Genomic DNA, 12,922 nt, shown 5'->3' with positions numbered 1-12,922 from the left:
TTAAAATATACTCCTGTATAGTTATAATAATTTTCATTTTTAAATATTGAAAGGTTTAGATATGAGTAAAAATAATCTTTGCAAGAAAGTGATCGTTTCTTTGACCACTGTGACTTTACTGACAGGGTTTTTAAAGCAAGCGCCGCCGAGTGTCTTAAATGCTATGCCGGAAAAAGTAAGTGCGGCTAAGAAAAGTAGTCGAACTAGAAGAATAAAAAGGGTGGGAACCAATTCCGCTGTCTATGTCCGCAAGGGCCAAAAGCTGGTTAAATCCAAGAAAATCATCAAGGCGGGTCAAAAAGTACGTATTTATGGCCAAAAAACTGTTAAGGGTAAACTGTTTTATCGCATTGGTAAAAATAAATTTGTTAAAGCCGTTAACATTCAAGGCAAAATTTATCAAGTAACCAAAGATACGGTACTTTATACTCGAAATGGCAAAAAAGTAAAAGCAATTCACAAAGGACAAAAAATCAGGATTTTTGGCGCATTAAAAGTAATTAAGGGCAAGAAATGCTACGCCACTAGCCACGGTTACATCAAAAGGAGTGTGTTAGCCCAGATAAATTCAGCGGCGAAATCACCTAAGCAGGTGATTAAAACTCTGTCGCCTGCAGTAAATATTACTAACGAAATGGCAAAAAGTATTGATTATAATAAGACGCAAACTGCCAATACTTTGGTATTTAATGGTTACGGCTTGAATAATATGCCAAGCAATAGTTTTACTCCTAATGTGAATAAGACTACTCAGGGTGAAACTAATAATAACCATATTAATAGTGCATCAAATGCAAATGGGGCAGAGAATTCTGATAAGTCTGAAAGCACTAATGATAGCAATACTGCACAAAATCCACATAATGCGGATAATCTTGCAGATGCACACGGTGCTAATGTAATTTCGGAAGCAACTGAAACTAATGATAAAAATACCTCTGAATCTAAAACACCAGAAGATAAGGTGAATCCCGATCAGCCGAATACCTCTGATGATGCAGCACAGGATACAGCCTCCGCTAATTTACCAGATCCTAGTGCTGCTAGTGAGAATGTTTCAGATTCTCACACAAATGAATTTTCACCTAGTAAATTTAGGCAAGTCTTTTTAAGGGAACTTAATCAGGAGCGGGTTAGTCGGGGCTTAACCAAATTAACAGCAGACCCTACTTATGACAAGATTGTTCAAGAACGTGCCCATGATTTAATCAAGAATTTTGGACTTTATGATAAATCTGGAAGGTCTATTTTACAAAAAGCTTTTCAAGAAAAGGGCATTGATTATCCCATATTGGGAGAATGTATTGCCAGTTTTTCGTGGGAGTGGACTATTAATCGCACTACAAACATGCTAGAACTTGCACTTGATGGTGGATCAACTGAAGAGGTTGCCAGCAGCATTCTTTACGAATACCTTAACAATAATATAACTAGAGATGGGAAATATCGGGAGGTATTGCTTAATCCGGCTGCTAGAACAATTGGCCTAGGAGCAGCCTTTGAGAAAACTACTGTTTATTCGGCCGTAGCTGTGATGCCATGATAATATAACAGTGATGTTTCAGTTACTGGCAAAGCAAATTATTTATAGTAACAGTGTTATCATTTTTAGTCTGACTTATAAATAAAGTTAAAGAATTAACTTATTAATATTTATATTCTTTTTTCATAGTGCTAGAATATAAGCCATGTAACTCAAAAGGAGTTATAGCGTTCTTAATTTTTAACTAAGTACGTCAAAATGTTGTCAATGGAAAAAGGAAGGCTCAATATGAGTAAAAATAGTTTTTATAGAAAAATGATAGTTTCTGTAGCTGGTGCAACATTGTTAGCAGTTGGCGTAAATCAATTGCCTGTCAATGCTTTAGGTAGTACTCCAACTGAAGTTAGTGCTGCTAAAAAAGCTAATAAAACTAAAAAAGTTGGTGCAAATTCTGCTGTTTACAAGCAAAAAGGCAAGAAGTTAGTTAAGACTAAGGTAACAGTTAAGGTTGGCCAAAAAGTTAGTGTTCTTGGCAAAAAGACCGTTAAAGGCAAGGTTTACTATAAGATTGGCAAAAACCAATATATTAAAGCCGTTAATGTTGATGGTAAAACTGTTCAAGTAGTTAAAAACACTGTTTTGGTAACCAGAAGTGGTAAAGCTTTAAAGAAGAGTAAAGTTCGTAAAGGCCAAAAAGTTACCGTTTATGGTGGTACTGTTAAAATTAAGGGTAAGAAGTATTACTCAACTTCAGCTGGATACATTAAAGTAAGTGCTTTAGCTAAAGACAATACAGAGGTTACGCCAATTAGCTCAACAGGTTCTAACGGTTCAACCGGCTCAACTAGTTCTAATGGCTCCACTGGTTCAACTGGTTCAACTGGTTCTAACGGTTCAACCGGCTCGACTAGTTCTAATGGCTCCACTGGCTCGACTAGTTCTAACGGTTCAACCGGCTCAACCAGTTCTAACGGTTCAACCAGCTCAACTGGTTCTAATGGCTCCACTGGCTCAGCTGGTTCAACTGGTTCTAGCAGTTCATCCGCTAATACTACTCCTTCAAAGTAAATAATATTTAATATTACTAGCAAAAAAGACCTAAATGGTATCCCTGATAAATACTAAAATGTATTACAGGACTTTTAGGTCTCTTTTCATATTCAAAAACGCAGTTGCTCTAAATGAGAGGTAACTGCGCTTTTAATTTTATTTATTTGACCGATTCTTTTGCTTGAGCTAGAACAGACATCACGGCTATGCTATGATCATACAATTTGTCAGCTGCGACAGTGTCGTGATTGTCAATAATTTTAACAAAGTCTGTAAATTCACTCGCCATCCGATGATCAAATTGATTAAAGTTGAATTCACTGTTTTCACCATTTCTTCGTTCAATGGTAAAGTTTTTGATTACACCTGTTGACCCATCAAAATAGATAGTGCCTTTTTCACCTTCAATAAAGGATCTTGGCGTTGTATAGCTGTCCTTTGAAGCAATCAAAACAGCTTGCTTATCTGGGTAAACTAAGTTAAGTATACCGGAAGTATCAATATGCTGTTGGATCACTGGGTAATATTGCACCTTTTCCGGTTTGCCAAAAAGACCGACGGCTAAATGAATATTGTAAATATTTAAATCCATTAAGGTGCCACCATCTTTTGCCGGATCAAAAACGGGAGCAATCTTACCCTGCAAGAAATCATCATAGCGGCTAGAGTACTGTGTATAGTTCAGAGAGATGATATGAATAGGCGCTATTTTGGTTAATTTTCGTTTGATTTCCTTATAATTTGGCAGATGAATATTGGTAATAGCTTCAACAATAATTACATTATGATCATCAGCTATTTTTTTAAGTTCTTGAGCTTGAGCAACGGTTTCAACATAGGGCTTTTCACAAATAACATTTTTGCCAGCCAGAACGGCTTTTTTAACAACGTCATAATGCAAAAAGTTAGGTACGGCGACATAAACGGTGTCTACGTTGTCGTCATTGCACAACTGATTGTTATCCGCAAAGACCTCTCTAATACCATACTGCTTGGCTAAATCTTCAGCGATATGCCGACTGCGCTTAGTCGTAGAAATTGCTGCTAGTTCCAAATTTTTAATTTTAGCAGCAGTGGTTAAAAAATCATGGACAATTTTGCCACTGCCAATAATACCTAATTTCATTTTGGACCTCCGTTTTACTGGTGAAAATATTTAAAAGTGTTAACACCCTTATTTTATCTCATCGAATAGATCTGGAGAACCCTATCATTTTAGATTATTTAGTTGTAGCCGCGGTCGCATTTTTGACTTCGTCAGGTAGAGCTAAAGAGTCAGAACTACCAAAGCCAAACATTTTAAGTTTGAACGATGCAGGTGTCTTTTTATCATAATTCATCTTAAAGGAAACAGCATAGTCTGTTACTTCTTCGTCTTTCAAAGTGAAAGTAACGTAGCATTTGCTGAGTTTAACGTGTTTTTTGAAAGACTTGGTGTCTACCTTATAATCTTTAAAAATCTGGTTTAAAAGTTTGGCTGCTTTAGTCATGCTGACGCTACTTTTGAGAGTATAAACACCTTTTTTATGACTAAGACGGGCATTCTTGTTGAAATCATGTTTAACACTCTTGGTAAATTTCTTAATTGTGCTTTCATATTTTTGCATGTCCGGCTGAGTAGTTTCACTGTCTTCGAGAGTTGTATATTGCCATTTGCCATCGACTTTAGTGTAAAGGCGGTTAGAAGTCAGATCAACCCATTGTTCTACTTTACCTTTGTTTTTGCCAGCGTTGACGGTAGTAATAGATTGCACTAGCTGAGGCTTGGTAGTGAAGGCACCATGTGCATCAAAACCCAGTTTTTGCTTACCACTTTTAATCTTAGTGGTGAAAACGTATTGGCCACTAGTTGGTTCCGCCTTTTTATTGTTAACAATCGCAATAGCCTGCTTTTTATTTAAAGCCGCGTCAACTGGTTTGGCATGGGTCAAACCACCGCCAACAAGGGCGGCAGATAATAAAACAGCAGAAATTAATTTCTTAAATTTCATGATTAATACCTCTTAATTATTAAAAACACTTTATATTATTTTAACGGATTAGCCGGTGCGTTTTTAACCTCATCGGGTAATTGTAAGTTGTTAAAGTCACCAAAATTGCTCTTACTTTGCTTTACTCGAACATGCATAGTTTTGGCGAAACTTGCTTTAAGGCTAACACAGGTACTTACAACTTTTTGGTCCTTAATGGTGTAAACAAACTTGCAATTGCTAAATTTAAAACTCTTTAGTAAGGATTTTGTATTTGCTTGACCTAGCATCCCTAAAGTACTTCGTAATAATTTCTTACCGCTAACTTTACCTTTAACCGTGTAAGTTTCATTATTATTGGTGATTTTGGCGTTCTTGCCCATTTCCTGGTAAATACTCTTATTATATTTCTTAAGCGCTTTACTATTTTTTAGTTTATTTAGTTCTGTAATCAAAAAGTCTGGTAAGGTATCGTACTGCCATTGGCCTTTTTGCTTAGAATAAAGGCGCTTGCTGTCTAAATCTACCCATTGCTCAGTAGTTTCAGTTTTCTTTCCAGTTTTTGTTGTGCTGATGATGTGAAATAACCCCTTTTGACTATTAAAAACGGATTGTTCTGTGGTAGTTGTAGTCTTTTTCCTATATTTGGTCGTTGTTGTTTGTTCCATTTGCAAACTAGTGGGATTTTGTTCATCCTTTGCAATAATCGCAATGGCCTGCTTTTTGTTTAAGGCTGCTTCTACTGACTGGGCATGAAATAACCCACCTCCAACTAAGGTGATGGATAACAGCAAAGCCGAAATAATTTTCTTAAATTTCATTGGTAACATCTCCTTTTTTAAGATAACTATATTTTATATTAAAAAAAACTTTTGTATACCTTTTTTAGTTAAATTTTTATTAAAGTTATATATATTAGTCTGCCCAACAGGTCTTGGTCAAATAAAAGTCTGAATAATCCTGTTGCCATCGGTGGTAGAGCTTGATTTTTAGATAATCCGGTCATAAAAAGAGTCCCGCAAGTTGCTTAATTTGCAGGACTCATTTCATTATTCGGCATTTTTTCTAAATTAAAAGGACTACCTTCTGCTTAGTAGCGGAAGTAAGACCTTAACTAGAACCCCATAAACTATGCTGATTTTAGGATTCACATTAATAATAGTTATTTCTTCTTTTTACTCGTTTCAGGTAATGGCTTGGCGTTAAGTGCATTATTAGGAATCTTTAAAAAGTCTCTGCTGCCAATGTTACCATAACTTTGACCAGCACTGAAGCGCATTAATTTGTTTACTTTAATTTTAACTAAGTATTGAAACGTATAAAGCTTCTTATTTTTAACCACTAGCTTTGCGGTCATACCTTGAATCTTACCTATTTTGGCTATTTTACGGTAAATCGTTTGTTGCTTTGAGCTTTGATTATTAGTGATAAAAATGGGATCAAGCGCCTTCTTTATGGTCTTTTGGTCTTTAACTGTTGCGTCTAGAGTATATGTTTGCCCCTTACGTGTCATTTTATAAGCTTTTGTAAGAGCCGCTGGCGGATCCATTAACATGGGGTTGTTGACTATGGAGTCCAATAAATCAACGTATGAATGACCGGTTAATTTGTTGAAGTCGCTCTTGTACCAATTGCTTTCACCATTAATATAGATATGATTGGAATTATCAACCCACTCTTGTGCTGACTGGGTTTTGCCTTTAGCCTGTGTTTGGGAATTAAGTTGAAAAACGGTGGGATTGCCTCCAAAGAGGGCAGTAGTGGCAACAACTTGGTTCGAAGTATCAGTACCCAAAGTTATAACCTGCTTTGCCTGCCCACTCTTAAAAGATTTCTGTGAACATTTGATTACTTGGCTTTTAGTTAAAATTGGTTCGCTTTGCTTTTTTGGCTTCGAGCAACCACCAGCAATTAAAGCTGCCATTAAGCTTAGGCCCAGCATTAGTTTTTTAATTTTCATAACTAGTTAGATAATCTCTTTTCTTATAATCATTATTATTTCTATTGTATCTTAAAACTTGAATTTAAAAAACGATTTTTAACCCTAAAACCTATGAAAACAAAATGTAAATGTGTAAAATAGTAAGTGAAACATTTAATTTGCAAAGGAGATATTTCATGTCAAAATTAGTTTTGATTCGTCACGGACAAAGTGAATGGAACCTTGAAAATAAATTTACTGGTTGGATTGATGTAGATTTATCAGAAAAAGGCGTTGAAGAAGCCAAGAATGCAGGTAAGTTAATTAAGGAACACGGCTTGAAATTTGATCAAGCTTATACTTCAGTTTTAACTCGTGCCATTAAGACTTTGCACTATGCCTTGGAAGAAAGCGACCAACTTTGGGTTCCCGAAACTAAGACCTGGAGATTAAACGAGCGTCACTACGGTGGTTTGCAAGGCTTAAACAAGAAGGCTACTGCTGACAAGTACGGTGATGAACAAGTCCACATTTGGCGTCGTTCATACGATGTTTTACCACCAAAGATTGAGGATGACTCTAAATACAGTCAAGTTCACGATCGTCGTTACGCTGATCTTGATCCCCACATTATTCCTCGGACTGAGAACTTAAAGGTTTGCTTAAAGAGAGTTATGCCATTCTGGGAAGATCATATTGCACCAGACCTGTTGGCTGGTAAGAATGTCATTATTGCCGCTCACGGTAATTCACTTCGTGCTTTGACTAAATACATCGAAAACATTTCTGACGCTGATATTATGAACTTGGAAATGAAGACCGGTGAACCTGTAGTTTACACCTTTGATGACAAGTTGAATGTCACTAACAAAGAGAAGTTAGACGACTAATTATAAGTTAAAAAATAAAATTCCTAGCCTTCGTGGTTAGGAATTTTTTGTGGCTGCAGTTTATTTGTCAATTTTGACAGAAGCGTCAAGTTGCCGACCATATTGTTCAGCATATTCTTTTAATTTTGGATCGTCTTTTGTTAATTTAGCAAGCATTTTTTCTGTTTCAGTTTTCATTTTTATTCCTCTTTTGAATATCTTTTCTATAAGCCTTTGTAGCCTTTTTGTCAGGTAAGCCATGTAAAAATTTACTAAACTCTTTTTATCATAATATCCAAAGATAACTTCTTTAATTATTTGTTCTCTATTTCTTTAACACAGTAGCATAAAATGCTGTTAGGTTTAAATTGATTTACTTAATGTTTTGTCTAAATATATGGCAATTTTTTTGAATTGTTTTTTAAAATACGGACAGAACGTAAGTTTTGTATAAATTTGCCTAAATCACACTAATTTCGGGCAAAATAGTGTTATAGTAAAACCAAGAAATCTAGATTTCTTGGTTTTACTAAAGGGGAGAGGGTGCATACATATGACTAAAACTGCTGGTAAAAAAACAGCAAAATTTGTTTTTGACAACGTAATAGATTTAGCTGGGTATTTAGAATATAGACTAGATAATCCTACACCGCTGAAAATTCAAAAGACCTTGTATTTTTTGTGGGCATTTTATTCAGCTACATACGGCAATATTCAGTACAGTACTGATGATCAAAGCGAGTTTGATCTGCAAGATGGTGCTTACCCTCCAGAGCTGTTTGAGCCTGACTTTGAAGCATGGAGATACGGTCCGGTCATAAATAAAGTGTATGCGGCTTATAAAGGCGATAAAATTAAGAAACTTAATTCAAACGAAATTCAAGATAAAATTTCTACTGGTGAATCTGAAAAGAGAGAAGTTCTATTATTTATTAATAATTTAGTAGATCAAATTAATGAAGTAAATGATTTCGGTTTAGTTCAGAGATCTCATAAAGACAAGGCTTGGAAAGACGCGTATAATGAAAATGAGCAACACTGTAAAATTGATAGTAACCAAATAAAACAGGATTATATCAATTATATAGGTGAGTAAAAATGAAGAAACATAAAAGTTCAAATAAGTCTTTTAACAATTTGAACTTTTTTAATCAAGATAAGAAGTTCCAATCTGATAGAAAGCTTAATGGTCTAAGCTTTTTAACAAATGATCAAAAAGTGAACAGTGGCTCTAACCTTGATGGCTTAGATTTTTCTTCAACTGTCAAAAAAATTGAGTTTCCTTTAAATGCCCAATCAATAAAACCCAAAGTAGCTTTTTTACATTGTTGTTTAAGCAGTCTAAAAATAGCAAATCTTTTATTTACAAATTATATTTATGGCTCAATGGAGAATTATAATGATTCGATTGGGATTAACTTTGAAAATATTTTTTGCAATTCTGAAGTAGTTAATAATAAATTGAGACTGATTAATTTGTCTTTGAAAAATGGAAAGAGAATTAAAACAATTTTTAGTGCCTGCATTAATATTGATTTTAAAAAATATGCGATATATGAATCTTATATCACTAATGAATACACTCAGGTTAGTGATGGGGTAGGTAAAGGAAAATTTAGAGCTTTTTCAATATATGATGTGGAAAATATCAATAGTGAAAAAGAAGAAAGTTGGTTAATAGTTTTTCTGCTTGATCCACATCATTTGGTTTGTCCTGTTCCCAGTAAGGGTAAATCTCGTGATGAGATAAATGAAATAGAATATAAAAAAGTAAAGGACTTTAATTGCTCCTTAGAAGAATTGTTTCAAAAGAAAGTAAGCAGAAATGCAATCAAAAAAGAACTTATAAACTGGCTAGACTAACTTTTACCAGAAATATCTCTTATGTCAAAATCTACTTACCTAATGATTATAGAGTTGGAGAATATTGCTGAACTAGAGTAGAGCTTTTATTTGAATAGTTTAAACAAAAAGTGCCCCCTTATTAGATAGATTGTAGGTCTAATAAAAGGGGCTTTTTAATTTTGCTTTATAAATATTTTTTCTAATCCGGTTCATTAATATTTAAAATGGCATCGAACACGCTCTGGGGCAACTTAATATCACTTTTAACGGCTTGCCTTTTATTTAAACTTTGTCTGCGCAAAAGTTGTTGTTTTTTCGAAATACTCCGTTTTTCGCCATTAACAGCCGCATTTTTACGCAAAGGCGGTACGTCAACTCTGGCAATTGACTTGTTTTCCACCATTGCTTGCACAGGCATGGGGTATAAACGCCGCGGCACAGTATATTTCAATTTTTTAACTAATTTATGGGCAATCAAATCGGCTTTTTGCCGCGGCACAATAATGTCAAGAGCATCAACAGAAGCATAATTAATCTGAATTTGAATTTTGACTACATCCACTAGTTCATAATCCAAAAATTCCGTATCAAGAGTCGCAAAGCCATGAGTAATTGACTTTAAACTGTTGAAAAAGTCATAGGCAATTTCAGACACAGGCAGTTTGTATGTTAATGTGACTAAATCTTGTTGATTGTCCAAGTCTACCATTTCCCCAAAGTGCTGGTCGCATAATTTCATGACGGCACCCAAGTATTCATTGGGCGTGGTAATTACGGCCTTAACGTATGATTCAGTGACATAATCAATTTCAGAAAAATCAGGAAATTTTGCCGGATTGGTGATAGTGAGATATTCCTGTTTAGGCTGAGGCTGCTTGAGGTAAACATGGTAGGTGGCATTCGGCGCAGTAGTCAACACTTCGACATGATATTCATCGCGCAGTCGTTCCTGGATTATTTGCAAATGGAAAATACCCAAAAAGCCGCAACGAAAGCCGGCATCAAGTGCTTCGGACTGTTCCGGGGTGTAATGAAAGGCTGAATCATTGAGAGCAAGCTTACTAATAGCCTGTTTTAAAGCCTCATAGCTGGTATTTCCTTTAGGATAAAAACCGGCATAAACCATTGACTGCGCCGGCTTAAAGTGGGGAATAGCATTTTTAGTAGGATTTTCTGCAGCGGTTAAAGTATCGCCAACCTGAACGCTGGCAACATCCTTAATCCCAGTCACAATATAGCCGACTTCTCCCGCATTTAATTCCTTTACTGGCTTCATATCTGGCGTGAAGATTCCCACTGCTTGAGCATTAAATGTGCTGCCGCCCTGCATTAATTCCAGTTTTTGCTGGCTTTTTAACGTGCCGTCAATTAGTCTGACATCGGCGATAATTCCCTGATAGGAATCGTATTGCGAGTCAAAAATTAAGGCTTTAAGAGGTGCAGCGGGTTTTCCCTGCGGCGCTGGAATTTTTTGATAAATAGCTTCTAATACCTGGTGAACATTTTCGCCGGTTTTAGCAGAAATTTTTAAAATAGCCACATCTGCGAATTCGGGGCGCAAAGCACGAATTTGCGCTTCTGTTGCCGCAACGTCAGCCGCCGCATTGTCAATCTTGTTAATAACCGGAATGATGGTCAAGTTATGTTTTAAAGCTAAACGTAAATTAGCTACCGTTTGTGCTTGCACACCTTGAGTTGCGTCCACTAATAAAATAGCACCATCGCTGGCGGCGAGGCTTTTAGAGACTTCGTAAGAAAAATCAACGTGTCCCGGTGTATCGATTAGATTGTATTCGTATTCTTGACCATTGTCAGCTTGATAAAAGTTACGCACTGATCGTGATTTGACCGTTACTCCGTGAGCTTGTTCAACTTCCATGCTGTCGAGTAATTGGTCACTTAACTGCCTTTTGCTCACAGTATCAGTTTGTTCCATAATTCTGTCAGCTAAGGTTGATTTACCATGATCAATATGAGCAATTATGGCAAAATTTCTGATGTTCGCGAGTTTCATTTTATTTAGTTCCCTCCAGTTTTTGTTGCAATCCTTGCAAGTAAAACAACATTATTTGATTGGCTTCTTGTTCGAGGTCGATTTGGAAGCCGTTAAAATCAACGGGTAACTGGTCATGATGAAATTCGTCCAAGTTCATCATGTTCATGAGTCCGCTAATTATGGCGCTTTGAATAATAAAAAGGTGACTGGCCTGTTTAACGCTTAATAGTGTAATTCTTGCAGCAATCGCCTGTCCCAGTTGCTGGTTTATTTCATATAGTTTTTCCCGACCGGCTAAAGTTTGTTCTCTGTCAGCCGCTGCTTCTAAAATTGGTCCCCGTAATGCGTTAAGCCGCAGCAGATCAGGCCTTTCACGTATTAACAAGTGATTTTGTTCTAATAAAAAGGCAGCAAAGTCATTCCAAGAAGTGATGTTTTCAGCTTTTTGAAAACGCTGGCGTACTTCCTTAAGGTAGTCTTGATAACCGGAAAGCAGCAGATACATAAAGATGTTTTCTTTGGTTTTAAAATAATTAAATAGTGTGCCTTTGGCTACACCAGATTCACGCGCAATTTGCGCCATCGATATTTGGTTAAAATCATTTTTTTGAAATAATTTACTAGCAGCCGCCGCAATTAGCTGCTTTTTGGCTGCTTTTTCTTGGGGAGTTAAGACATACATAATGATATTTTGTGCTCCTTTCATTCAATAATGACCAACGGTCATTTTACAGATAATTGTCATTTTTTGCAAGTAAAAAACCAGCTACTTATGCAACTGGTTGTAACACATATTTTATTTATTAATGTATTTCTTTAATTGTTCACCATGAAGTCCGGCACTTAAGCCTACTAAAAGTTTAATTCTGGCCTTTTGCCCATTAAGGCCGCGGCAGAAGATAATACCCATTTTGGCTAAACCGACGCCGCCGCCCTCGTAATCATAGACCGGTTCGGCGATACCGTTAAAGCAGCGTGAAACCAGTACTAGCGGAATATTGTTATCGAGCAATTTTTGCAGTGCTGGCAGTGTTTGAGGCGGCATATTGCCGGCACCTAAAGCTTCAATAACTATTCCTTTAGTTGTCGGTTTGTCTAAGGCCTGCAAAATTTCTGGTCCCATACCAGCATAGGCTTTCACCAGATAAACATTTGAAATGACATGATCAATAGGTAAATGTTGTTGCGGGTTAATGGTTTGCACATAATTGACGTGGCCCTCAGACACAACGCCAATTGGACCAAAAGTGGCTGTCCGAAAAGTAGCTACGTTGGTGGTATGAGTTTTGGTGACATAACGGGCTGGATGAATTTCATCATTCATGACTACTACAACGCCTTTGCCAATGGAAGCAGCAGAACTGGCCACCATAATTGCAGTCCTGAAATTGTACAGGCCGTCGCTGCCAATTTCGTTAGAAGAACGCATGGCTCCGGTCACTACTACAGGCATTTTGCTGGAGATAGTTAGATCTAAAAATAAGGCTGTCTCTTCCAAAGTATCGGTGCCGTGGGTTACAACTGCGCCAAAAAAGCCTTCTGCCTCAGCTTGGCGGATACGCAAAGAAAGTTGCAACATGCGCTCAGGAGTCATATGGGGCGAGGGCAAATTAAAAATTTCTTCTGTAACTAACTGCACGTCATCATCAACATTTAAAGGTAAATCAGCCAATGGATTTTGACTGTTGGGCTTAATTTTGCCATTTTCATCTTCTGACATTGAAATGGTGCCACCAGTGTGTAAAATTAAAATTTTTTTGCTCATGATCGTTTTACTCCCGTAATTTC

General features: G+C 36.6%; 12 protein-coding genes and 1 pseudogene. 5 read left to right on the top strand and 8 right to left on the bottom strand.

Annotated features, from left to right (window positions below):
* The first annotated feature begins 61 nt into the window (after positions 1-61).
* Positions 62-1,543, top strand: coding sequence for an SLAP domain-containing protein (locus Q0R51_RS03220; protein WP_294756635.1), 1,482 nt, complete (start codon positions 62-64; stop codon positions 1,541-1,543).
* A 198-nt stretch (positions 1,544-1,741) separates the two neighbouring features.
* Positions 1,742-2,245: pseudogene (locus Q0R51_RS09045) on the top strand (SLAP domain-containing protein); the annotation flags it as partial.
* On the opposite strand, the gene Q0R51_RS09040 reads toward Q0R51_RS09045, so the two are convergent.
* The 5 genes from Q0R51_RS09040 to Q0R51_RS03195 form a co-directional block, all read right to left on the bottom strand.
* Positions 2,224-2,490: a DUF4573 domain-containing protein gene (locus tag Q0R51_RS09040; protein WP_367178612.1), complete on the bottom strand. Its 267-nt coding sequence runs from the start codon at positions 2,488-2,490 to the stop codon at positions 2,224-2,226. The pseudogene Q0R51_RS09045 and the gene Q0R51_RS09040 sit on opposite strands and share 22 nt — an antisense overlap.
* 203 nt (positions 2,491-2,693) lie before the next feature.
* Entirely contained in the window at positions 2,694-3,659 is a 966-nt protein-coding gene (locus Q0R51_RS03210) for a Gfo/Idh/MocA family protein (RefSeq protein WP_294756632.1), read from the bottom strand.
* A 94-nt stretch (positions 3,660-3,753) separates the two neighbouring features.
* A complete protein-coding gene (locus Q0R51_RS03205) occupies positions 3,754-4,524 on the bottom strand; it encodes a hypothetical protein (protein WP_294756629.1) in 771 nt (256 codons plus the stop codon).
* A 35-nt stretch (positions 4,525-4,559) separates the two neighbouring features.
* Positions 4,560-5,324 carry a hypothetical protein gene (locus Q0R51_RS03200; protein WP_294756627.1) on the bottom strand — a complete coding sequence of 255 codons (765 nt, stop codon included), beginning with the start codon at positions 5,322-5,324 and terminating at the stop codon, positions 4,560-4,562.
* A 341-nt stretch (positions 5,325-5,665) separates the two neighbouring features.
* Positions 5,666-6,463 carry a DUF6612 family protein gene (locus Q0R51_RS03195; RefSeq protein ID WP_198202608.1) on the bottom strand — a complete coding sequence of 266 codons (798 nt, stop codon included), beginning with the start codon at positions 6,461-6,463 and terminating at the stop codon, positions 5,666-5,668.
* A gap of 158 nt (positions 6,464-6,621) precedes the next feature.
* On the opposite strand from Q0R51_RS03195, the gene Q0R51_RS03190 reads away from it, so the two are divergent.
* The 3 genes from Q0R51_RS03190 to Q0R51_RS03180 all read left to right on the top strand — a co-directional run bounded on the left by Q0R51_RS03190 (position 6,622) and on the right by Q0R51_RS03180 (position 9,156).
* Positions 6,622-7,314, top strand: a complete 693-nt coding sequence (locus tag Q0R51_RS03190; protein WP_110446606.1) for a 2,3-diphosphoglycerate-dependent phosphoglycerate mutase — start codon at positions 6,622-6,624, stop codon at positions 7,312-7,314.
* Positions 7,315-7,846: 532 nt separating this feature from the next.
* Positions 7,847-8,389 (top strand): Panacea domain-containing protein, encoded by a 543-nt coding sequence (locus tag Q0R51_RS03185; protein ID WP_052724666.1) that lies wholly within the window; start codon positions 7,847-7,849, stop codon positions 8,387-8,389.
* 2 nt (positions 8,390-8,391) lie between these two features.
* On the top strand, positions 8,392-9,156 hold the full coding sequence (locus Q0R51_RS03180; RefSeq protein ID WP_294756625.1) for a hypothetical protein: 765 nt from the start codon (positions 8,392-8,394) through the stop codon (positions 9,154-9,156).
* A 181-nt stretch (positions 9,157-9,337) separates the two neighbouring features.
* On the opposite strand, the gene lepA is transcribed toward Q0R51_RS03180, so the two are convergent.
* The 3 genes from lepA to Q0R51_RS03165 all read right to left on the bottom strand — a co-directional run bounded on the left by lepA (position 9,338) and on the right by Q0R51_RS03165 (position 12,899).
* The gene (lepA, locus tag Q0R51_RS03175; RefSeq protein WP_294756624.1) at positions 9,338-11,152 is read right to left on the bottom strand and encodes a translation elongation factor 4; all 1,815 of its coding nucleotides are present in this window, start codon (positions 11,150-11,152) and stop codon (positions 9,338-9,340) included.
* A gap of 1 nt (position 11,153) precedes the next feature.
* Positions 11,154-11,840 (bottom strand): TetR/AcrR family transcriptional regulator, encoded by a 687-nt coding sequence (locus Q0R51_RS03170; protein ID WP_294756622.1) that lies wholly within the window; start codon positions 11,838-11,840, stop codon positions 11,154-11,156.
* A gap of 90 nt (positions 11,841-11,930) precedes the next feature.
* A complete protein-coding gene (locus Q0R51_RS03165) occupies positions 11,931-12,899 on the bottom strand; it encodes an asparaginase (protein ID WP_294756620.1) in 969 nt (322 codons plus the stop codon).
* Positions 12,900-12,922 lie beyond the last annotated feature (23 nt).

The organism is uncultured Lactobacillus sp. (assembly GCF_946477725.1).
Classification (GTDB): Bacteria; Bacillota; Bacilli; order Lactobacillales; family Lactobacillaceae; genus Lactobacillus.
This window is presented reverse-complemented; position numbering and strand designations above follow the sequence as displayed.